This window comes from Alkaliphilus peptidifermentans DSM 18978, from assembly GCF_900101495.1.
Lineage (GTDB): Bacteria > Bacillota > Clostridia > Peptostreptococcales > Natronincolaceae > Alkaliphilus_C > Alkaliphilus_C peptidifermentans.
Map to the genome: position 1 here is coordinate 86,075 of NZ_FMUS01000001.1, position 23,133 is coordinate 109,207.

At 34.5% G+C, this 23,133-nt stretch carries 20 protein-coding genes; 3 read left to right on the forward strand and 17 right to left on the reverse strand.

Going from position 1 to position 23,133, the window contains the following annotated elements; translation table 11 throughout:
• Nucleotides 1-15: 15 nt before the first annotated feature.
• Nucleotides 16-3,042: an FG-GAP repeat domain-containing protein gene (locus tag BLP68_RS00415; RefSeq protein ID WP_176758793.1), complete on the reverse strand. Its 3,027-nt coding sequence runs from the start codon at nt 3,040-3,042 to the stop codon at nt 16-18.
• Nucleotides 3,043-3,233: 191 nt separating this feature from the next.
• Here BLP68_RS00415 and BLP68_RS00420 point away from each other — a divergent pair, with 191 nt between their 5' ends.
• The 3 genes from BLP68_RS00420 to BLP68_RS00430 all read left to right on the forward strand — a co-directional run bounded on the left by BLP68_RS00420 (nt 3,234) and on the right by BLP68_RS00430 (nt 5,042).
• A complete protein-coding gene (locus BLP68_RS00420; RefSeq protein ID WP_091538670.1) occupies nt 3,234-4,397 on the forward strand; it encodes a GGDEF domain-containing protein in 1,164 nt (387 codons plus the stop codon).
• A 96-nt stretch (nt 4,398-4,493) separates the two neighbouring features.
• The gene (locus BLP68_RS00425) at nt 4,494-4,799 is read left to right on the forward strand and encodes a hypothetical protein (protein ID WP_091538672.1); all 306 of its coding nucleotides are present in this window, start codon (nt 4,494-4,496) and stop codon (nt 4,797-4,799) included.
• 51 nt (nt 4,800-4,850) lie between these two features.
• Nucleotides 4,851-5,042, forward strand: a complete 192-nt coding sequence (locus tag BLP68_RS00430; protein WP_091538675.1) for a hypothetical protein — start codon at nt 4,851-4,853, stop codon at nt 5,040-5,042.
• Between the two features lie 61 nt (nt 5,043-5,103).
• On the opposite strand, the gene BLP68_RS00435 is transcribed toward BLP68_RS00430, so the two are convergent.
• The 16 genes from BLP68_RS00435 to BLP68_RS00510 all read right to left on the reverse strand — a co-directional run bounded on the left by BLP68_RS00435 (nt 5,104) and on the right by BLP68_RS00510 (nt 23,027).
• A complete protein-coding gene (locus BLP68_RS00435; protein WP_091538678.1) occupies nt 5,104-6,870 on the reverse strand; it encodes a CotH kinase family protein in 1,767 nt (588 codons plus the stop codon).
• Between the two features lie 25 nt (nt 6,871-6,895).
• Nucleotides 6,896-7,591 (reverse strand): DUF4956 domain-containing protein, encoded by a 696-nt coding sequence (locus BLP68_RS00440; protein WP_091538681.1) that lies wholly within the window; start codon nt 7,589-7,591, stop codon nt 6,896-6,898.
• 12 nt (nt 7,592-7,603) lie between these two features.
• Nucleotides 7,604-8,350 carry a polyphosphate polymerase domain-containing protein gene (locus tag BLP68_RS00445; RefSeq protein WP_176758794.1) on the reverse strand — a complete coding sequence of 249 codons (747 nt, stop codon included), beginning with the start codon at nt 8,348-8,350 and terminating at the stop codon, nt 7,604-7,606.
• Between the two features lie 248 nt (nt 8,351-8,598).
• Complete coding sequence (locus tag BLP68_RS00450; protein WP_091538684.1) at nt 8,599-10,830, reverse strand: SEC-C metal-binding domain-containing protein; 2,232 nt, start codon at nt 10,828-10,830, stop codon at nt 8,599-8,601.
• Between the two features lie 25 nt (nt 10,831-10,855).
• On the reverse strand, nt 10,856-10,984 hold the full coding sequence (locus tag BLP68_RS00455) for a hypothetical protein (RefSeq protein ID WP_330389001.1): 129 nt from the start codon (nt 10,982-10,984) through the stop codon (nt 10,856-10,858).
• Nucleotides 10,985-11,032: 48 nt separating this feature from the next.
• Nucleotides 11,033-11,365: a nucleotidyltransferase domain-containing protein gene (locus BLP68_RS00460; protein WP_091538686.1), complete on the reverse strand. Its 333-nt coding sequence runs from the start codon at nt 11,363-11,365 to the stop codon at nt 11,033-11,035.
• On the reverse strand, nt 11,362-11,763 hold the full coding sequence (locus BLP68_RS00465) for a nucleotidyltransferase substrate binding protein (RefSeq protein ID WP_091538689.1): 402 nt from the start codon (nt 11,761-11,763) through the stop codon (nt 11,362-11,364). The genes BLP68_RS00460 and BLP68_RS00465 overlap by 4 nt, the downstream gene beginning before the upstream one ends.
• 217 nt (nt 11,764-11,980) lie before the next feature.
• A complete protein-coding gene (locus BLP68_RS00470) occupies nt 11,981-12,721 on the reverse strand; it encodes an SIS domain-containing protein (protein WP_091538691.1) in 741 nt (246 codons plus the stop codon).
• A 12-nt stretch (nt 12,722-12,733) separates the two neighbouring features.
• The gene (locus BLP68_RS00475; protein ID WP_091538693.1) at nt 12,734-13,987 is read right to left on the reverse strand and encodes a PTS ascorbate transporter subunit IIC; all 1,254 of its coding nucleotides are present in this window, start codon (nt 13,985-13,987) and stop codon (nt 12,734-12,736) included.
• A gap of 14 nt (nt 13,988-14,001) precedes the next feature.
• A complete protein-coding gene (locus BLP68_RS00480) occupies nt 14,002-14,280 on the reverse strand; it encodes a PTS sugar transporter subunit IIB (RefSeq protein WP_091538695.1) in 279 nt (92 codons plus the stop codon).
• Between the two features lies 1 nt (nt 14,281).
• A complete protein-coding gene (locus BLP68_RS00485; protein WP_176758795.1) occupies nt 14,282-16,216 on the reverse strand; it encodes a BglG family transcription antiterminator in 1,935 nt (644 codons plus the stop codon).
• A 238-nt stretch (nt 16,217-16,454) separates the two neighbouring features.
• Nucleotides 16,455-17,729 (reverse strand): TRAP transporter large permease, encoded by a 1,275-nt coding sequence (locus BLP68_RS00490; protein WP_091538699.1) that lies wholly within the window; start codon nt 17,727-17,729, stop codon nt 16,455-16,457.
• On the reverse strand, nt 17,729-18,211 hold the full coding sequence (locus BLP68_RS00495; protein ID WP_091538702.1) for a TRAP transporter small permease: 483 nt from the start codon (nt 18,209-18,211) through the stop codon (nt 17,729-17,731). Before BLP68_RS00495 ends, BLP68_RS00490 begins: the two co-directional genes overlap by 1 nt.
• A gap of 241 nt (nt 18,212-18,452) precedes the next feature.
• Nucleotides 18,453-19,499 (reverse strand): TRAP transporter substrate-binding protein, encoded by a 1,047-nt coding sequence (locus BLP68_RS00500; protein WP_091538705.1) that lies wholly within the window; start codon nt 19,497-19,499, stop codon nt 18,453-18,455.
• Between the two features lie 173 nt (nt 19,500-19,672).
• On the reverse strand, nt 19,673-21,028 hold the full coding sequence (locus BLP68_RS00505) for a sigma-54-dependent transcriptional regulator (protein ID WP_091538707.1): 1,356 nt from the start codon (nt 21,026-21,028) through the stop codon (nt 19,673-19,675).
• Complete coding sequence (locus tag BLP68_RS00510; RefSeq protein ID WP_091538710.1) at nt 21,006-23,027, reverse strand: transporter substrate-binding domain-containing protein; 2,022 nt, start codon at nt 23,025-23,027, stop codon at nt 21,006-21,008. Before BLP68_RS00510 ends, BLP68_RS00505 begins: the two co-directional genes overlap by 23 nt.
• Nucleotides 23,028-23,133: the final 106 nt, after the last annotated feature.

Here is a 23,133-nt window from a genome sequence, read left to right on the forward strand (position 1 = left end):
TCCTCCTCTCTTTAACTAATTCCCTTTGTTAATCTTAATTCTAACCTCTGTTTCTTCACCGTAATGGGTTATGGTGTAAATGCCATCCTTATTTAATACCTCTAATCCATCATCTCCTGATATCTCTAGGCTAAGTACTGAAACTAGTCTAATCTGCTTCATTCCCTTACTATTCAAGCTTACAATAAGAGATTCATTTTCCCATTTGTAGTCAATTGGGCTATTCACCATAATTATGCTAATAGGATTAACACTATAATGATTATCGTTAACTAATTGCAGCTGCAGTTCATTTACTACTCCTAAATATATTCCATCTTGGCCTTTATATTGTATTAATCCATCAGTGGTTAATTTTGAGGCTTTATATTTTTCACCAAGTTCAAACTTCACACCACCAGTACCTGTGAACTCTTCGGCAAGATGTTGAGGTACCTTACTGGTGTCAGCAACTAGCTTAATGCTTCCATCCTTTATATACACCTCATAATCAGTATAAAAATTATTGATAAAGGTTTTAGCCATTTGATCTTCAGTCATAAAGGCATAATTATACTTATACCTAATTTCTTGAGCAAAGTTAATCATTCGGTTAAGTAAATCATTGCCACTTGTACCCTCTTCCATTTTATATTCGATATGTTCAAAGAAGCTAAGTGGTACATCCATGGCTGCTAAGCTTGAGTAAACACCCCTAAAGTAAGAAATAAATGGGGCTGGTTCAAATAATACCATTGGCAAAGCTTCCTCTTTATCCATCATCATAAATGGTAAAGGCCATAGGTAATCATAAGCAAAGGTTGGGTCGGTGGGGGCATTTGGTGCCTTGAATCCAAAATTATACCAAACGTTATACTCCATTAAGTTTTTAAAGCTTTGTACTGGGTCATCGATATTTACACGCCACGTATGCTGGTTAGTTCCAGTGTAACCCCAAGATAGCCCTAGTTTTTTAAAGTTTTCCATATGAAGCTCAATTTCTCTTTTTTCCAGTTGATTATCCTTATGGCTATGGAAATAAATATGAGGCATTACAGGAATATGGTGTTTTTTAGCATATTCCAGGCTTTCTAAAAGCTCTTTTCGATATATGAAGTCTTCATCAGAAGTGTCATAAGCTAATGCAAAGCTCAGCTGTCCTGTAACCAAATCCATTTTTCCATTATTATTATAATCCACAAGGAATGGAACTACATTCTTGCCTGTATACAGAATGTTTTCTCCGTAGATATTTTTTCTTTCTGTTGAAAGCTTTCCTTCGTAAAGGAAGCTGGCTCCCGTCCCTAATAAAATATGGACATAACCACTGCCATCCCCAATAAGAATATCCATTATACCATTGCCGTTAAAGTCACCTATATGGGGGGCAGCGTATCTATCTACAGGTATAGGGTTTCCTGCAAACATTAGCTGCTGAGGAGTATCAAAGACTAACACTTCATCACTTATGCCCTTATAAATGTATACCCCACCTTCTCCGTCACCTAACACTAAATCTACTACTCCATTTCCATCTAAGTCGGCAGCAAAGGGAGCAGCATCTGATGTCATTGATATTACTTTACCATCATTTGTATGTATTAGTTGGGGCAAAGCAAAGCCATCCCCTTTATTTTCTAATAGGAAAACCCATCCTGCCTTATTTCCTACTATAATATCTAAAAGACCATTACCGTTTAAATCAACAATAGTAGGTGCTGAATTCTCTCCAACAGAGACATCATCACCTCTTATAAATTTAAGATATTCTATATCATCATACTGTGGGCTTTCATTAGTACCTATATTTCTTAGCAAACCGATTCTTCCATCATATGTACCAACAACTAAATCAATAACATCGTTTCCGTCCCAATCAATAAAATATGGGTATGGCCTTAAATTTCCATTAAACTCCTGATAATAGCTTTTGTATTCTGGGTACTGACCAAAGGTTAAATAGTCATTATTTTTATCTCTTAGGAATATTCCGTTTGAATAGTAGGAGCTTTCTTCTTCACCTAAAAATACTGGTTTATTATTATCTCCTTGATTAATGTGGTATGTAATTGTTCCATGCCATTGCCCCCACTCATAGGAGCCTCTAACGAGGGAGAATGTAGGAACCTGATCATATTTCCTTAAATAGTCGATCCAATTTATCATATCCTTACTTCCAATGGCACTTAAAACCTCATAATGGTTTTGCCATGCCATAGCGGGTCGTCCGTAGGGCCCCATTACCTTCTTCATTGAAAAGCCATACTTATTTTTTGATATTGCCCCAACTATCTCATTTAAAAACTGCCAATTCCCAGCAGCATAAAAGAATTGAAAGTATCCTTCCTCCTCATCTCTATGCTGAAAATCAAAGGCTGTAATATATTTAGAAAAGTTAGGAAGAAAATCTGATAATACCATAACCAATCCTTTGTTATATGTATTAATAGTAAACAAAGCAGCTTCTCCCTGGGCTATAACAGCCGTAGCCGAATTTGCTTTAATGCTGTTAACCTCTAATGGTGTTTTTACATATGCCCTATAGTCACCTTCAAAGGCTTTAGCCACCTTTTGAATCCCCTCAAGGTCTTTATTAATTTCAGGATAGCTTAATTTCTCATTAAGTATATTAATTGTTTTTCCCTTTTCAACACCGGTAAGGTCCTTAGGAAAGCTATCTATGTTGGAATGACCTATAATCAAAGCTCCACCATTTTCTACGTAGCTTATAAGCATTTTTATATGCTCTTCCCGTAACCCCTCTTCAGTGGTTATGTAGAGATATACACCATCAAATTTTTTTAGTGTATTTTGAGTCAGTTGGTTAATTTCTATGGTTTCTACATTAGCCCCTACCACCAAACTTTGACTCAATTGCTGATATAATGGCAAATAACTATCATTATCGTCATAAGCAACAAGAATATTTACTCCGAACCCAGGCGTATTAGTAATTGACCCATCCATTGTGGCTGCTGTGGCCTCCATACCAATATAACCGCCAGTAAACGACAAAGTTAAAATAAATACAATTAAAATTATGTTGAATATTCTCTTTAGCAAAAAGCTACCCCCTTTTAAACAATTATTTTCAATTATACCATAGTTTATATCAGGCATAAATAACGCAAGCTTGAAAAAATATTAATGGAAATAAAAACTATGTCCGATTATAAAACAATTTTGTTGTATTGAATTGTCGAAATTGATATAATTTTCCTATAATCATGTTATTTTTTTACAGGAGGTAAACTGTGAAAAACGATATTGAATACAATAGCTCTGAAAGAAGAATTAAATATCAATATATTGTTGATGAATCTGAAAAAACCAAAAGGCTAGGAAGATTTGTTATATTAATCGGTATATTACTTATGCTTATAGCTTTACATTCAGATATTAAAATCTTATTTTACCCTTCCATAATATATAAAACTAGAATTGCTACAATTATTATTTACTGTGCCTACGTTTTATTTACCTATACCACTTATGCAGAAAGCCCCAGAAGAGTAATACGTTATTATAGCTACTGTCTTGTGATTGGAATGATTTTCGCTGTATTCTTTAATATTATCTTGTTCCAAACCCATGAAGGGATATTTGACTATAGAGGACCACAGCTTCTTTTAAGCTTTAGTGTCTTTATAATGGTATTTTCAATGGGAGCAAAGGATATGGCTATTAAGATTGTATTATATCCCATAGGCTTTATGGTGGCATATTTTGTTATGTTTAAAGATATGAGCATGTTCGAATGGACTAAGTACTTTAATGCATTTGTTACTATACTGATGGTTTGTTTTTATCATAGATTATGCAGCCAAAAAGATTTTGCAGAATTTCGCCTTAGAAAAATTTCGCAAATAAATGTGTCAAAGCTAAAGCGTGAAATTGAGGATAGAAAGGATCAAGAGAAATCCCTTAAGGTTAAGGCGAACCTAGATGAGCTTACAGGATTATTGAGCCGCAGGTCAGGTTTAGAGGAGTTAGAGAAGCTGTTTAAGCTTGCAACCGAGGAGAATAAGCCCCTTAGCCTATGCTATATCGATTTAGATAGATTAAAATACATTAATGACACCTATGGCCATGTTGAAGGGGATCGTTTTATTAAAATTGCAGTTGAAATTATTCAAAGTCAATTGAGGGATGGAGATTTGTTTGCCCGATTGGGTGGAGATGAATTTATAATTGGTTTATACAATACTACGCCAAACATTGCTGAAAAGATTTGGGCCCGTATAAGTGATGGGTTTGATCATTTTAACAGTCAGCACATATTAATATATAAAATAAATGCCAGCCATGGTATCGCAGGTTTACATCAAAATAATTATTCAAGTCTAAATGATTTAATAGAAGGTGCAGATGAAAAAATGTATGGAGAGAAAAAGCGAAAGCGAGTATTCATGAAATAGATTCTATTTGCACTTTTTTATAAAGCTTGTGTTATTTTCTTACAATGTGGGTATATATATACTAACTATAAAATTGGGGGATTGAGGAGGGGTTATATGATTCAATTTAAAAGCAAAGAAGACATATTAAAGCTATATGTAAGTAGATATCCTGAATTAGATGCCTTTGCACAGGCAGAGCTGGAAAAGGAGTACGACTACTTTATAAAGTCATTAAAGGATTGCACAACCCGTGAAGAAGTAGCGGCGGTTTTCGAAGAAAAAATTATAGTTAATGAAGGAAAATACAGGAGAAATCCTCAGATTACCGGAGTTGAATCATCGCCCTGTAAAGACTTCTATCAAATTTTGGCTAATTACGGTATGATAGTTTTTTTCAGAGATAACATTTTAAAAGACTAGTACTTCTATGAATTTAATTGTGATGCGGTACTAACTCAAGGGAGTGATAATATGGCAGAAGATATTAGAAATTGTAAAGCTTGTAGAAAAGAGTTTAATATTTCTAAGCAGGAGGATAACAAAAGTCTTTTTAAAGGATTAGTTTCCCGTGTTGGAAAGGGAAAGGAATCTGTTAAAAAGGATAGCACCCTCTACTGCCCAGAGTGTATAATTGAAGATACAAGTAGTCAGATAAGGCAGTAAGCAAACAGCTCAATTCGATACCTGAATTGAGCTGTTTGTTTTATCCGTCAAATTTTATATATTATTCAATTAGCAGGAAAGTATGATTTCCCTTTAATGTTACTGTAGCAGTAGCTTTATTGGAGTATGGGTTTACTCTGGTTTTCAGTTGCCTGTAGTCGTCATTTATAACCTCTACCATTTTAAGACTCCATTGAGAGCCCACTGGGGTTAGGTCCTTATACCAATTTCTATCCTTTCCTAAGTCGTTTCGATAGAACAATGTTAGCTCTCCAGTTGTTTCTTCACCATCATAATCTATAATCCACATGCGATTAATACCATTTATACCATCCTTCTCCATCACTTGAATTTTGAGAATTCCTATGATAGGCAGATGGTTGGGTGTCCACTTGGCGATTACAAAACCATTAGAGTCCACCAATAGAGCTGTATCTACTACTTCGGACAAATCAGCAAAGGCTTCATAGGTGTTGCCTTCAATAGTATTTATTTCCCTTTCTAAAAAGGCGTATCGTAGCTCAATGAAATCTAATAGTCTCTCTAGGTAATAGCTGAAATCACCTACATTACCATGATGATTATATGGATGAATAACAAAATTATCTTTATCTGGAGTTATTTCAACCCAATCCTCAATTACCTCTGAAATATGTTTTATTTTATTTATAAAATAACTAAGTGGAAATACCTCCCCCATCAGCTCATCTATACGCTGATAGAGTCTATTCATAAGCTCAGGTGTATCTTTAAATTTGACAATTAGCTCATTACCTAATACGTCTCTTGAGGTTATGGAGTTTTCATAGGCGAGATAATGGTTTGCAACACCTACGTCCTCCCTCCAGCCAGAGCCAAAGGTTAAATCCTTATCCCAAGGTATAAACTTCCATTTTGCCTTTGAATCTACATGGTCTAAATATAACCAGTAGTCATCGGCATATGAGTCCACATCTCTAACTAAATAATGAACTGCTAGCCAGTCTATGAAGTTATCAACATCTACTCGTTTCATGAAGCCCTTATGAAATTCTGGACCTGCAGGAGTATCATAAACCCACTGCACAAATTCTGCATATGCATCCCAATTGGGTTCTCCACGGTAGCTGGAGGCATTCATTAGGACTTCCGTTGGATCTTCAAGCCCGCTTAAATCCGTTCCAAAAACTGAAAAACTATCGATATGTTCATTGTCCATATTATGTCTAAATTCATCCCTTATCAAGGTTGCTTTTGGGTTTAAACCGGCTTCCCTTAAGAAGTTCTTGTCCACCCTTTCCACATGCAAATATAGTCCCTCATAAACCCCATTAATATAGAGATTAAAATATTGAGTTCTTGGAGCTGGCTGTCCAAGTTCTCTAAAAAGATCCATGGAAAGCCTTTCTTGCATCATGGTGGGGTCTGTATACATGGCATTCAAGTTTAGTCGGTCACTTCCATACAAAATATCCTGTGATTTATCAAAGGTAACACTTAAGGGCTTTTTAGGTAGCAGCTTAGTAGAGTTTCCTCTAAATCCAAGCTGTATATCTTCCCTTTCGAATGGATTATCCCCCCACCTTAAAGAGGCAGAAATAGTTTCATCAGAGCTGGAGCTTTCACTATAAAGTGTTATTATATCTTCCTCTTCAGCCTCAATGTAAATATCCTTTAGTGTGATCTCTACTAAATCGAATATTTTTGTAATTCCAGTATTGCCGCCAGAGTTCATATAAACCCTATCGGTAAAATGCCAGCCCTTTGCTGTGAATATAAATAAAACAAAAAGGATGGGAATAACCATCCAAAGTATTGATTTATTTCTAGTGGTAGTTTTTTTCTTCATATATATTCCACTCCTTACCACATCTTTACATATATATTCCCTGTTGATCCATTAAAATAGCTACTCTTAAATTTGCATTCCTACAGCGAATTGCATCTATCAATAGCTTATCACTGTTTTCTTTGCTGCTTGTTATTTGGTATGTTATTTCAAACATTGTTCCTAGATTAGTAGTTTTCACACTTATAAGCTTATATTCTTCTAGATGCTCTTGAAAAATATCATCGAATATGCCTTCAAAATTAAGGTTTTCAGGAATTGTTATTTTTAGTATTTTATTTGCTATAACTCTATCACCATAGTTTAGCTTATATAACCCATAGGTTAATAAACAAAGTATGCCAACGAATACAAATCCTATAAGGTAGTTACCAGTACCTGCTGCAAGCCCTGCCCCCATCGCAAAAAATATAAAGGCCACATCCTTAGGGTCGCTTATGGCACTTCTAAATCGAATAATTGATAATGCTCCCGCCAAGCTAAATGCTCTGGCGATATTGCTTCCTATCACTACAATTATAACCGAAATAATAACCCCCATCATAACAATGGTATGAACAAAGGATTGAGAGTAGGTATTTCCTTTATAAGTCTTTTGATAGGTCCATGTAATCATGATTCCAAAGATAAAACTCACTAAAACTGCAAATATTGCATCCCCTACAAATTCAAATGTTAGTAGATTATTAAGCTCAAGCGTTTCATTTAATAACCCCTCCATGTCACTCCTCCTCTAAATTGCCTCATATGCTGGCATTTCCAAATCGTCATTTGGATCACCATACCCTATACAATATTTTGATACACCTTGTTTATAGCATTCACATTCACTTAAAATTCTTGTAAGCCAATAGGGTATTCTAGAGTTAACCTTAACCTCAAGCACATAAAGTCCTGATTCCATAATTGGCTCTCCATTTTTATAATCCTCTATTTTGCTACAATTTTCATCTTTTCTTAGGTCGGTATCAAAGGTAACCCTTAAGTCCTTTTCTTCTACCCCCTGAAAGGCTTGTCTATCATAGCTAATTATTATTTTAGGCTTAAGCTCATAGAAATTTTTTAAAAAATGTATTTCGTTTAGTATTTGTTTATTGGACGCTTGAAAATGATCTATCCTGCTATTGCTATGCTGTTGATTCAAGAATGCATAGGCTTCCCTTAAGGGTAGCTTTGTTCTTCTTTTATTTACAACTCCATCATGTTTTTGCTTAACCTCCAGAAAAACATCACTGTTTGGATTAACATTATTATATGCCCTTAATCTAAGCTTTTGTCGAAAAACTGTACCATTTAATGTTTCATGGAAAAAGGTATCCTCTGGAGTATCATAGTAAAAGCTTAATATTCGATAGTGACCTTCACCGTTTCCAAAGGGGTCAACCGTAAGCCGTCCTTTAACTTCATCGTATACCTTTTTGTATTTCTCATGATCAATTATATATTTAAATTCGTATCTATTAAAAACCTCTTGATCCAAAGTTTTCACCACCTTACTAGCTATAATAGGGACAATATACCTAGTTCTTTCTTTATTTTACATGAACTCCATGAAGTTTACAATAATTAAAACCCCCATAAGTACAAATGTGTATTATAGGGGTTTCATCAAAATATTAATGTATTTATTTTCATAACTTATTGTTTTATAGACTATTTTTCCAAATATATCTGTATATGAGCCTTCATAGCATGCATAATGATCTGAGTTTTAATAGTGTATGGCTTTTAATTATTATTGACATGTTTTAGCCAAGCAATAGCACCCCAGGTTTTTTCCCAAGCTTTTTTGGCATAGGAGGCATAATTAATCGCTTCCTCCTTGCTTCCATGAGAAATATTATCTGGTAATATTTTAGGTATAGGTTTAATTTGCAACAAATAATCTGCAACATACTTATTATTCTCAATGGCCTTCTTAAGTAAATTCTCTGCTCTTTTATTGGCTCCCTTAGATTTAAAAGTATACAAAGCTTTGTTAAAAAGCCAGTCACTTGATTCCTCATCATATTCATTCATAATACCAATAGCATCTGCAAATCTACCATTTTCCATTAAGTAGGGCGCTAATAAATATCTAACACCTTGATTATCATTGGGATTTAAACTCAACATATCATAGAAATTATTAATAGCTTCTTCTTTTCTTCCTTCCTCAATAAGACATTGGGCAAGTCCCATTTTTGCCCTCATGTATGGACGAGTTTCCAGTAAACCCCAGAAATGACCTTTATTCTCTTGAAAATATGATTTGCCCAATACTCTTTCTGAGATACTCAAAGCTTTTTTAAATAATTGAATTTTTTCTTCAAGGGTATTTGTTTCAAATTCAGCCAAGATATTATATGCATCAATACAATTTTCATCTAATTTTAATGCCTTATTTGCTAACCTTATTTTTTCTCTTTTACTATTGCTGTCCCATGCTGAGTATATTAATTCTTTTGCTTCATCCTTCTTGGACAAATTACTTTTGTTTTGCTCTAACATTCCATTGTTCAAAATACTATTCATAAAGCTATTGGCATCTTCTATTGAGTGAAAGTCTTGATTTTGTAATATTTCACTTATATCCAACATGCTTTTTTCAGTTTTAGGTCTGTTTATTATATTAGCTGGTGCTCTTAGTAATTCAGGTTGATTTTGTTCCTCTTCATAAGAATACATGACCCTATACATAAATTGTATCATCATTTGACTATTACTTGAAACTGTACTATGGCTTACACCATATTTTTTCGCTATCTCCTTTTGTGTAGGCTGATATTGACACCAAGCTTCATCCAGCATTATATATTCAAGTACTGAAGCCCAGCTTCCACTTTTTCTAATTATTGGCTTCATATCACTGGTATACAGATACCATAGATCTATTGTTTTTTCTATATCATATAAGAATATTTTTCCCTTACAATTTTTAATGAACAGTAGTGCTTCATTTTTGTAGGTTTCATTATCAAAGGGAACACTTTCAATATCTGTCAATATGGAATTCTCACCATATAATAATGAATTTATTATATCTATATGATTTGAAATGTCAATGGCTTGTAGTTCTTTATCAATTTCTCCCTTTTCTATTTTATCAATAAATTTTTTTAGTTTTTTACTCATTTTAGGATTATAGCTGGCTTGTAAAGGACTCATTCCATCCAATAGCCTATGGGGCATACTTAAAAATTGTCTTATATGGAGTTCTTCATCATAATAATCTTCATTTAATGGAATCATAGTCTCATCTACTATTTCATCCAATAAAACCTCTATAAAGACATCTCCCTCATTTTTTAAGAACTCTTTCCAATTATTATACTTTTCACCAAATATTTCTTTATTTCTTCTAGTATACTTAATTTCATTTATTAAAGCCTCCTTATTTTGTGAAGGCAATATAATACACCCGTTCAAGTATTCATTCCATGACTCCACAGGTAATAATCTTCCAATATGTAGGTCTTTTTTATTGGCATCCCCATTAAGCCCATAAATTTTAACCAATTTCTCCTCTTTTGTTAGTAAATCAATAAGAATTAAGCCTTCATCCTCATAAAAATCTTTAACTTCATATACACTTAAATAGCTATCCCGCCAGCTATGAATGATTCTCAATACTCTATCTTTTATTTCTCTTTGTTTATCCTTTAAGTAAAGGTCAAACAAAGTCATTTCATCTTTTACTGGGTAGTCAAAAACAATCAAGTCCATAGTAAACTCAAATAACTCGTTAATAACACTGTCTATATTGATTTCTATTTTATTTGCTATATCTACAATAGCTTTATCCACCAACTGTTTTTTTGACAACACAAATTGTTGTAGCCCTCTTCTGATTTTATCTGCTTCGGATTTTGTTATAGTATTTGGGTTAAGTTCAATTATATTATTGTTTTGACCGCAGCATCTTTTGTATTTTTTACCACTGCCACAGTGACAGACCTCATTTCTTCCATGTTTTAACATAGTTTAGTACACTCCTTAAATAGTTTTAAAACTTAGGATTTCTAAGGTATGTTAAGCAATCCTCTTCATCATGAAATATCTCCTGTCTATTTGCTCCTCTTATTATCACATGATATATACCGCTTTTACTTTTCTCCCTGGCAATTCGTGGCATGCTAATTGCTCCTTTTTTTTTTCTCTTATTATACTTTATCACAAGTAACTAATCAACAGAACCGTCCCTTTGATTTGGTTTTTCATAAAATACTTTCCCAAATTTATCTATATGATCCTTCATGCCATTATGATCTAAAGTTTCATAGTGTACAATATCAAAATAATATGGTAAAGGTAATATTTCATTTAATTCTGTTCTGATTTTATTAAGTATTTCTGATGTTATATTTACACCATAAATGACAATATCAATGTCTGATCCATTTTTATAGTTTCCCATACTGCGACTTCCAAAAATGGCGGCACTTTCAATCTCTTTCTTATCAATAAGAGCACTAATTATCATTTCCATACTTTTCAATGAAATTCCAAAGCTCATTTTATCTCTCCTAGGTAATCATGCACTTGTGATATAGCATAGTAATATTCTTCTTTTATTTTCTTTAATGCAAAATTGAAGCGTTCTTCGTTATATGTATGGGCTAGTATGTTCCTTTTTTCCAGCATATCCATCCACACATCTCCATCTTTAATGAGCTCATAGTGGAATGCTGCTTTAATTACATCTCTTGGAAACCGAGCCTCTACCTCTTTAGCTTCTAAGTAGTCCTTTAATGTTTTCCATGCTAACTCAAAGGTATACTCAAACCGCTGAATTAAACCCTCTTTTTCCAGTACACTTAATTTCTCAATATCGACTACTGCAGCATGGAGCTTCATATAGGCCTTATTAAAGTTTTCATATCTTTGACGCCATCTAATATCTTTATTCACCATTTTGCACCCCGCTATTTCTTACTATAATTTAACATGATATATAGCTTTATTATATATTAACTCCATATTGGTATCAATAAATAGTGGCTTTATTTTGTATTTTTTACCAATATATTATGGGACCTTAAGTCAGAAGTTTGATAGAAGCCCTTAAGAAAGTGATTCCTTAAGGGCTTCTATGTTATCTAACAAATTCCTGCTGTCTTTCCTCTAATTACTATAGATAATAAATTACATTTCGATATTCATTAAAAATTTTATTATTGTGTTGGTCTCCACCATCGATATTGGCACTATATAAAATGGGTGGATGGATATTTTTTCCCATTAATATTTCAGCTGCAGCGGCTACAATGCTATTTGCTATGGCAGCACCAACCACAGTAGAGCTTGGGCTTACCTTTTGTGGCAATCCTTTAATTTCTACACAAGCATCTCCCTTTTCCCCATGGTTATCGATGACCACCTGGGCCAAATCCATAAGCTTTTTTCCAGAGGGATGCCTGGACTCTACCCCAGAGGAATAGGCCACATTGCTTATGGCAATCAACTTAGCACCCTGCTCCCTGGCCTTTAATGCAAAATCAATCATTACTGGATTTCTGCCGGATACGGAGTGACAAAGAATCACATCCCCCTTCCGAAGGGGAGTTTTTTCTGCTATGGCTTCACCATATCCTATAAGCCGCTCCATCCTACTGGTAAAGGTAATTGGGCGAGTATTCAGCATAAGGGATGACTCTAAAATGGGATTAATAACTGCCAGCCCACCAGCTCTGTAGAATAGTTCCTCTGTGAGAATTCCTGCGTGGGATGCCCCAAATACAAATATACTTTGTTTATTTTCAACGGCTTCACAAAATAATGATACTGCCTTTTCAATATTTTCCTTTTCTTCTGATTGTACTTTTTCAAGAATTTCTATTATTTTACTGAAATAAGTAAGATGCGCCTTCATCAGAACCTCCCTTTAAAAAGCTCCTAATAATCTAGCAATATACTGGCTGACAGTCCCCCATAGGGAAAGATCATTTCCACCGAATATTAGTATCCAGTTTTGAATGGTATTGGAATAAATTAAAGCAGAAATCCCTACTAATCCCACCATAACAGCTCCAGAGACTGATGTTCCAATAATAGCACCCCTCAAGCCCCCTTGACCTTCTCCTATTACAGCAGCAGCACCGCATTCAAAGAAGCTGGTGATTACTAAGGGAATAAGCATAATTCCAAAAATATTAAAGCTATTGGCAAGCATCACACCTATTGTGGAAACTATCATTGCAGTAATAAAACCAAGAATAGCTGCATTGGGCTTGTAGTTAAATAAAATAGGAGCATCTAAAGCAGGAACAGAATTAGGAATAAGCTTTTCTGAAATCCCCTGGAAGGCTGGTAAAATCTGATTAACCAGCATACGTACCCCTTGCAACAGAATGACCAGACCTGCACCAAACATTAATCCCTGATTAATGGCATAAAAGAATACAGGTTGCCCAGCATCTGCAAATGCCCCTTCCACAGTGTATCCTAAAAATGCAAACATTAAAAATACAACCATTCCACCCGTTATAGAAACCTCCTTAAAGAAGGATAATCCCTGTGGAATTTTAAGACTCTCGGTTGACCTTTCTTTATTTCCAAACCTACGGGCCAGCACACCGGATATTAATGCCAGAATCCCTGAGGGATGGCCTAAGGTAAAGGAGTTATCCTCTGTAACAGCATTGACGTAGGGTCGTAAAATCCAGGGTACTATAGACCAATATAGGGCAGATAAAATTGCAGCAAACACTATTAATGTTATTCCACTGAGTTTACCCTCGACTCCAGCGGCTACAAAGATGAATGGAAACCACCATAGGAAATGTCCTGTTAAAAATATAGTTTTAATGGGGGTAAATCGAGCAATGAGAAGATGAAGTGCCAGCCCCAATAGCATGGCCATGCCTATTTCCCCGCCAAATTCTGCCGTGAAGGTGCCATCATTCAGACCACCGGCTACCTCTGCCCCGGCAAGCTCCTGGAAGAGATTATTAATGGGAGCAATTGACCCTACTAAAATGCCAACTCCTTGTTGTAAAATAAACATTCCTATGGCTGCCAATAATCCTCCCTTGATGACATCTCCAATCTTTTTCCCTTGTAAACCCAGTCCTACAGCTGCAATTAGTCCAAGTAGGACAGGAGGGTTTCGAAAGACATTATCAATAATATAATTCATTTGATACTCCCCCTTTATTTATAATTTTCTAAAAATGCCACCACAGATTTCTTTACTTCCTCCTGATCCATATACTTTGTAATACCGTATACAGGTGACTTTGTGGCTCCTTCAAGGTCCTTTGCAATTTCCTTTGAGGTAAAAATAGCATCAGGACTGCTGCCTTTTGCTGAGGTAAGATCGGTGTTTTCCACTTCTGCATCTATTCCCAATTGTTTAAACACTCGATCTAAGGTCATTTTCAAAACCATTGATGAACCCACACCAAAACCACAAACCGCCAGAATTTTCATACTACACCTCCTCTTCATTTTTATGAATCATATGTATAATTTCCTGGGTAGTCCTGCTGGCAATTACATTTTTAATGTTCTCTTCCTTTCCCATAAACTCCGTCAAAGAAGCTAAGGCCCTTAAATGTGAGGAATTATCGATGGATCCCAATACCACAAAAATGTGCACTGGTTTACCCAATAAATCTACTGGATCTTGTAATATCAGCATTGACATGCTTAACCGCTGTACTCCATCTTCAGGTCTTGCATGAGGCAAGGCAAAGTAATCTGTTAAAACAATATAGGGTCCATGTTTATACACACTTTTAATCATGGCATCCACATAGCAAGTGTCCACAGATTTATCTTCAACCAAGGGAGCTGCTGCTGTTTTAATGGCCTCTTCCCAATCATCAGCCCTCTTTCTATGTATAATATGATTTGCTGTCAACAGTTCTTTTAACATGGGCTCCTCTGACTCCTTTTTCTTTAATTTATATATTTTTTGTAAAATTTCTTGTTTGAGTTTTTTTTCATTGTGGATGGTGGCATACTCTCCCACAATAGACATCAATAAATTAATATCAATTTTGATTCCTTCTCCTCCATAGCCCATTAGCTTTTCATAGAGAAGCTGTAAATCATATTTAGTGAAGATGGGATTCACCACAATTACCTTTTCCTTCTCCTCTAAGTCCACAGTGGAAATAATAAAATCGTATTTATTGTTATACCTTATGATATCTTTGATGGGTACTGCTGCTATAATCTGAATAAAGGGGAAGTATTCCCTTATCTGACTTTCTAAAATTTTAGATAGAATAACTCCCTTATGACAAACAATTAATACTGTTTTTTGCTGTTTCTTCTCTTTGATGGTGTCCTCTTTAAAGTAGGCTCCAAAGTAGGTGCTAATATAAGCAATCTCATCCTCTCGAATCCCCTTAAGCTCTGGAAATAACTCTAAGTCTTCCAAAATTAGCTTAGTCATTGTAAAAAGATTTTGGTACTTTTCTTTAATCTCTTCCAATAGGGGGTTGACCACCGGTATTTGAAAGCGTATACGGTTATAGGAGGCAAGAAAATGCCCAATTAAGTTTTGCTTTAATTTTTCTTCATTCTCAATATATATGGAAGTCTTTTGTTTGAATTGCTCCACCAGCCTTGCAACGATTTTTATAATTAAATTTTCCTTTATATGGGGATTCCGATTGGACAGGGAGCTAATATATGCAGATAGATAGGCTTTTTCATATTCATTAATTTCTATATATAAAAGTTTTTCAACATCATGAAAATATGGTAATTTTTTAGCTTCAGTACAAAAATCATACCTTTGTAAAGCAGCACCTCTTTCTATTCTAAGGGAAATAAAATCCAACAGCATTGATAGATAAAACAATGAAATATCAGTCAAATGGAGCTTAAAGCCATGATCGAATGTCAGGATTTTTAGATCTTGAACCACAAAAAAGTCTTGGGTATCCAGATGAACTATAAAAAGCTCTCGAATCTTATTTTCATCCCCCTCCAGACGATAATATCCATCGTTACGCAAGGTAATTCCCTGGGAGGATAGTTCTTCTTTTATAGCAGTTATAGTATTAAATATGGTGTTTTTACTGACCAGAAGCTCCTCCGCCATTTGATCTATGGTAAACTCTTCCTCCATAAATATTTTCTTCAATAGAAATGCTTTTCTTTTTACGTAGTCAAAATACATATCCTGTGGCGGTGCCTCTATAATCTCTTTAAGCTTTTTCATATCTCCAACGAAAGTGATTTTTTTATCCACCCGCTTGACCATACCAGCGACTCTAATATAATCATTGATCTCCTGAATGGAATAGTAGAGGGTTCGTTTAGAAATCTTAAAGATTTCCAGTAGTTTTTTTAGTGTCATCCCCTCCTTGTTAAGAATTTCCTCTAGAATTTCTCGATCTCTTTCCTTCATTTTAATTCTCCTTTTATTAAGCATACTATTCCTTCTGAAATTTCAAAATACCAAATTGTTGCACAGACTTTGCACAGTAATTATTCATATATACCCTTTTCATTCATAAACTTGACTTCGTCAGACATTAAAAGGATCTAATAGTTTAGGTTTACCTAATTATTAGATCCTTTTTATCACATGAAAATCAATAGACTAGTAATTTTTTTCAATTCCCCTGAATAGTTCCCTTTGCTTTTTATCTTAAAATATTAGGTAACCATAAAGATATTTGTGGCACAAATGTAACCAGCATAAGTGTAATCAAGCTAAGAATGATAAAAGGAATTACACCTGAAACTATTCTACTTATCGGTAGTTTTGAAACACCTGATGCAACAAAGAGGTTTAGCCCAAAGGGAGGTGTAAACATACCTATTGCTCCATTAACCACCATAATTATACCTAAGTGAACTGGATCAATGCTAAATGCCAAGGCTAAAGGTAAAAATAACGGTGCTAAAATCATAGTGGATGATGCAGGATCAATAAACATACCTACAATCAATAATATTATATTCATCATAAGTAAAATAGCAATTTTAGAGTTACTGATGCTTATTAGAGTTTCCGCCAGAGCCTGAGGCACTTGTTGTCTAGTAAGTAACCAGGCAAATACAGAGGCTGCAGCTAATAGAACCATTACCTGTGCTGTTCCAACGGCAGATTCAATAGCTTCTTTCATTAGTGATTTAATATTTAAATCTTTATATATAAATAGTGATACAAATATGGCATATACTGCAGCCACCGCAGCAGCCTCTGTTGGTGTGAAAAACCCACCATAGATTCCACCAATTATCACTACTGGTATTCCTAATGCCCAAAATGAATCTTTAAATGCAAGCCATAGCTCTTTAGGAGAAGAGGATTTTTCCGGCTTCAGGTTATTTTTAACTGCATAGTAGTAGCTATAGCCTATAAATGCAAGTCCATATAAAATTCCTGGCCCTATTCCAGCCATAAACAAATCTCCTACAGAAACCCCTGTTACTGAACCATATACAATCATTCCTATACTTGGTGGTATTATTACAGCCACAGCGGCACTAGAACTAATTAATCCTACAGAGAATTTTTCTTCATAGCCTGCTCGAGTTAGTGCTGGAATCATCAACCCTCCAATTGCTATAACTGTAGCAGGACTTGAACCAGAAACAGCTCCAAAAAACATACAGGCTACTACCACTGTCATGGCAAGACCGCCCTTAAAATGTCCTACTGCAGCATTTGCCAGTTTAAGTATTCTAGCAGATAATCCTCCGCTTTTCATAACATTGGCAGCTAATATAAAGAAGGGTACCGCCATCAAAGAAAACTTATCTATACCGGCAAACATTCTCTGGGGAACTACCTCCAACGGAATAGATGTAAACAAGCTCAATGTTATAGCAGTAGAAAAGGAAAGGGCAATATATACTGGGACAGTAAAAACCAGCAAAAAAGCTAAAATCAAAAATAAAGCAGTAACCATTATTCCTTCCCTCCTCTAATACACTTAATAGAATCAACTAATTTTTCTGAATATCTAATAAGCATTAATAGCCCACCCAAAGGCATTGCCCCATAGATATAGATCATTGGTACTCCTAGAGTAGAACTAATTTGCCCTGTAGAATATACCCTATAGGTTATCTTGAAGGCTTGATATGTAAATAAAGCTGTGAAAATTATTGAAATTAGTATAACTATAGATGAAAGTATGTTTTTCCCTTTTTTAGGTAGAAAAGCCGTAATTGCATCTACTCCTATATGTGCTCCTTTATAGATACATACACTGGCACCAACAAATGTTACCCATACAATACCATACCTGGCAAATTCTTCAGCCCAATCCAAAGACATATTTATTCGTCTTAATATAACGTTTATAAATAGAATAAATGTGATTGTTAATAACAATGATCCAATAAACCACTGTTCGATCGTGCTTAATATCCTATTTAATGACTTCATTTATTCTCCTCCTTTGCTAGGCTATTGTAATGAACAAAAGCATTTCATGCGTTAATTATCAATGGATAAAATGCTTTTGTTTTCCAAAGGAACCCCTGAGTTCCTTAGGACGCTTCGCTGTATCCTCCTCATTAATCATAAGGGGGACCGCCCCCTTAACAACCCCGTATTTAATAGGAAAGTAGGACTTTCCTATTAAATAAAAAAGGATGACTAGAATGCCTCCAGTCATCCTTTTAATCTAATTATTTAATCTATCGATTTCTTCATATGTTTTATCCAGAATATCATCACCAAATAGCTTTCTATATTCATCATGGACAGAGCGTGTAGCATCTCTCATTACATTTCGCTCCTGCTCTGTTAAATGAATAATGGTTGTACCTGACTCTTCAATAGTTTTTAAGTAAGCTACTTCTTCCTCTTGAACAGCTGCCCTTTGCCATTGTGCAACATCTCTTCCTGTGCTTACTAAAATTTCTTGAATATCTTCTGGTAAAGAATTAAACCAGCTGTTACTGAATATTAATACGTGACCCAGGTAAGCATGTGAGCTTATCATTAAATAATCTTGTACCTCATAAAATTTCATATTTAAAATAGTAACAAGGGGATTTTCCTGTCCGTCAACTACACCAAGTTGTAGAGAATTATAAAGCTCTGAAAAATCAATTGGTACAGGATTTGACCCAAGAGCCCTAAACTGATTCATGATTATTGGACTTTCCATAGTTCTAAACTTAACACCTCTAAAATCTTCTATACTCCTTAATTCATTATTTGCAGTAAAATGCTTAAATCCATCTTCGTAGAAGGCAATACCTTTAACCTGTTGACTTTCTAGATTGTGCAACAATTCATCTCCAACCTTACCATCCATTATTTGATATGCAATTTCTCTAGTAGGAAATAAAAAAGGCAGGTCAAAAAGCTGTAACTCAGGTGCAAAACCACTTATTCTGGCAGTGGGTACTAGAGCAATCTCCTGTGTCCCCATTTGTAACCCTTCAAACATTTCACGGGCACTACCCAATTGACCTGATGGGAAAAGATTTACCTTTATTCTGTTATTAGATTTGGCTTCTACATCCTCTTTAAATTTTATAGCTGCTTTATGGTGAGGTGTTTCTGGCATAAATCCGTGACCGTAGCTTATTTCAATCACTTTTTCATCTTGGTCCACTGCACTGGCATCACCAGCATCTTCCTTGCCACAGCCTGAAAGGCTAACAATAGAAACTATTAATAGTATTACTAATCCTAAAGCTATCTTTTTCTCCTTAAACATATTAGTATCCTCCCTTTAATCTTAGTTTGTACCTTCGATTCATCTTTGTATTATTGCAAATATAGTGCCAAGTTAATAATAGCAGCAATTAAGCTAAACTACCCGCTCACTTATATTGTCTTTTATAGTAAAACTCTGCAAACCTTGCAGATGTGCAAATTTTGCAGAGTCTTCTAATTATTATACTCCTTAATTTTATACTGCAGATTCCTTTCACTAATTCCTAAACAATTGGCAGTTTTTCTTCTATTTCCATCATAATAATCCAGTGTATTAAGAATTATTATTTTCTCTGACTCCTTAAGATTAGTCCCTATGCTAATCTCAATTCTATCCTTTAAGTTTACCTTGGATGGTATCTTATTAAATGTGACTATCTCTGGCAAATCATCTATTGATATTAACCGTTGATCAGCTAGTGCAACAGCCCTTTCAGCAAAATTTTCAAGCTCTCTAATATTCCCTGGATACTCGTAGTTCTCCAATGCTTTCAGAGCCTCAGGTGTAAATCCTTCAATAGATTTTTTTAGCTTTACATTATATTTATTTATAAACCACTTTAACAGTACTGGAATATCTTCTCTTCGTTCCTTTAAAGAAGGCATCTTTATAGAAATAACATTTAAACGATAATATAAATCTTCTCTGAATTTATTATTTTTTACTTCTTGAAGTAAATCCTTGTTGGTGGCTGCAACTATTCTCACATCAACCTTCTTTGATTTTTCACTACCTAAAGGAGTTACCTGCATGTCTTCAACTATTCTAAGGATTTTTGCCTGAAGCTGTAAATCCATATCCCCTATCTCATCTAGAAACAGTGTTCCTTTATGAGCTAATTCTATTTTACCAAGCTTTTTTTTGTCGGCACCTGTAAAGGCACCTTTCTCATAACCGAATAGCTCACTTTCCAATAAGTTTGAAGGTATTGCAGCGCAATTAACTATCTCAAGTGGCTCATTTCTTCTTTTTCCTTGAAAATGTATAGCCTTGGCTATCATATCCTTTCCCGTACCACTTTCACCGGTAATCAAAATTGTGGTGTCTATGTCTTTAACCTTTTCTATTTTTGTCAGTATGTGTTTTAGGGCAGCTGAGTTTCCCACAATCCCTTGTATGGAATATTCTTTATCAATTACCTGCCTTAAATTAGTTAAAGAGTTACTCATTCTTTTATACTTTAAAGCTTTTTCTATATATATAATAAGCTCTTCAGTATTTAATGGTTTAGTTAAATAATGAAATGCCCCTTCTTTAATTGCTTCTACAGAGGATTCAATATTTCCGTAAGCAGTCATCATTATTACTTGAGTATCCTCTTTTATACTTTTAATCTTTTTTAGAACCTCAAGACCACTAATATTACCAATTTTCAAGTCAAGCAGTACAATATCAATAGCTGTATCATCCAATATTCCCATACCCATTGCAACATCTTGGACAGCGTATATTTCATAATGATCTTCCAGAGCAAACTCTAAAGAATTACATATAGCCGACTCATCATCAATAATAAGTACTTTGTTCATACCCACATACCTCTCTATCCTTTTTATTAAATACAAGCTTTACCTTTGTACCTATGCCTTTCTTGCTATCTATTGTTATCTCTCCATCATTTTCTTTTATATATTGATAGCATAGAGATAACCCCAGACCAGTTCCGTTAGACTTGGTTGTATAGAAGGGTTCTAGTATTTTATCTGCATCCTTCTCATCGATTCCTTTTCCATTATCGTTAATAACTAAATAAGTTTTATCTGAGGTTTCAAATCCACTTATTTCTATACTTCCATTGTCGGCTATAGATTCTGCACTATTTAAAAGTAAGTTTATTACCACCTGTTTTATTTGCTGCTTATCAGCATATATAGTTAAGCTGCTATCACAATTTATAGCAATATTAACACTATTTTTATCAAACTCAACTTTAAAAAGCTCCACAGTATTGATAATCAATTCATTCAAAAGAAAGCTTTGTTTCTTCATTTTTTTAGGCTTTGCATAATCAAGCAAATCACTTATAAGGATGTTAAGTCTAGATATTTCTTGTGGAATTTGCAGTGATATATTGTCTCTAAATTTTCTGTTGTCATATTTAGTAGGTAAAAGTTCAATATAAGTTTTTATTGAAGTTAATGGGTTCCTAATTTCATGTGCAATGCCTGCAACTAACCTTCCTAAAGACTGCATTTTATCCTTTTGTGCCAATGAATCCCTTAGCTTTTTTTCTTCTGTAATATTTCTAAATGTCAGCACTCCCCCTTGATGCAATAAAAGGTTTCCTTCTAATGGAGATATTAAATAGCTATATATATATTCCCTTCCCCCTATATTGAAAACCCTCTCTTCCATACTGGAGCCCTTGTTATATTCAATACAATTATCAATATCCTCTTTATTGAAATATTCATTTAATCCAAGTTCCTGAAGGCTTTTACCTATAATTTCTGTTCTATTAATATTAAAGATGCTCTCAGCCATTGAGTTTAATGCTGTTACTCTGCACTGTTTATCAAAGGTAATTAAACCGACTCTTAAACTATCTATTATTTGTTGCTTAAATTCATCGCTATCTTTAATTATTTTCTGTTTGGTTTCTAGTTCTTTATTTATTAAGTCCAGTTCTTGAGTTCTAAGAATTACTTTTTTCTTCAGTGATTGGTTCCACTTAAAGGATATTAATATTATCGAACCAGTAACCAATAGTACTATAAATAATAAATTAGTAATATATTTAAGGTTTTTCCATGGAGGTACGTCTTCTTTTCCAAACCACTTTTCATATATTTTATTGTATGTTCCATTTTTCTTAAGCCTTTGAAGTCCGTCATTTAATTCTTTCAAAAGCTCTTCATTGCCTTTTTTTACAGCAATTCCATAATCAGTTTGATTTAATTCACCACCTACAATTTTCATATTATTTAGTTTTTTTTGTTTCATAATATGTAGGCCTGTTAATCTATTTCCAACAACAGCATCTATTCTGTTTGCTGTTAATTCACTAAATGCAACCTCTAAATCGGAAAAAAACATAACTTCAATTTCACCAATCTCTGCTAAAATATAGGCGGCAGCATCGCTTCTTTGAACTGCTACCTTCATCCCCATTAAATCCCTTAGCTGAGAAATATTTTCTGTATCTTTCTTAACAAAAATTACTGATGAATTTAGAAGGAAAGGAGTTGAAAAATTATAAATCTCTTCTCTTTGCTTATTGAAATTCATACCCTGTACCGCATCTATCTCTTGGCTTTGCAAAGCTCTATGTGCCTGTAACCATTCCATAGGCTGAAGCTTTACTTCAACACCTAACTCTAAGGCTAAAGCCCGCATTAGATCCACATTAAATCCCCTGTATTCTCCATCATCATCTACAAACTCATAGGGAGGAAAATTTTTATCTCCTCCTATAATCAGCATGCGTTTATTATCGTTTACAGCCTCCGGTTTGTTTTCTGCATAAGCAAACTGAATCAAAGAACCAAGCATAATTATAATTAAAAGGAAAAAAGCTAATTTTTTCAATTTTTTCTTCCTTTCTTAATGGTTTTTAACTACAAATGCAGTTTCACCAACAGCATTGTCTTATTATTTCATAATTCGACAAATTTTGTATCATTTCCTGCTGTAG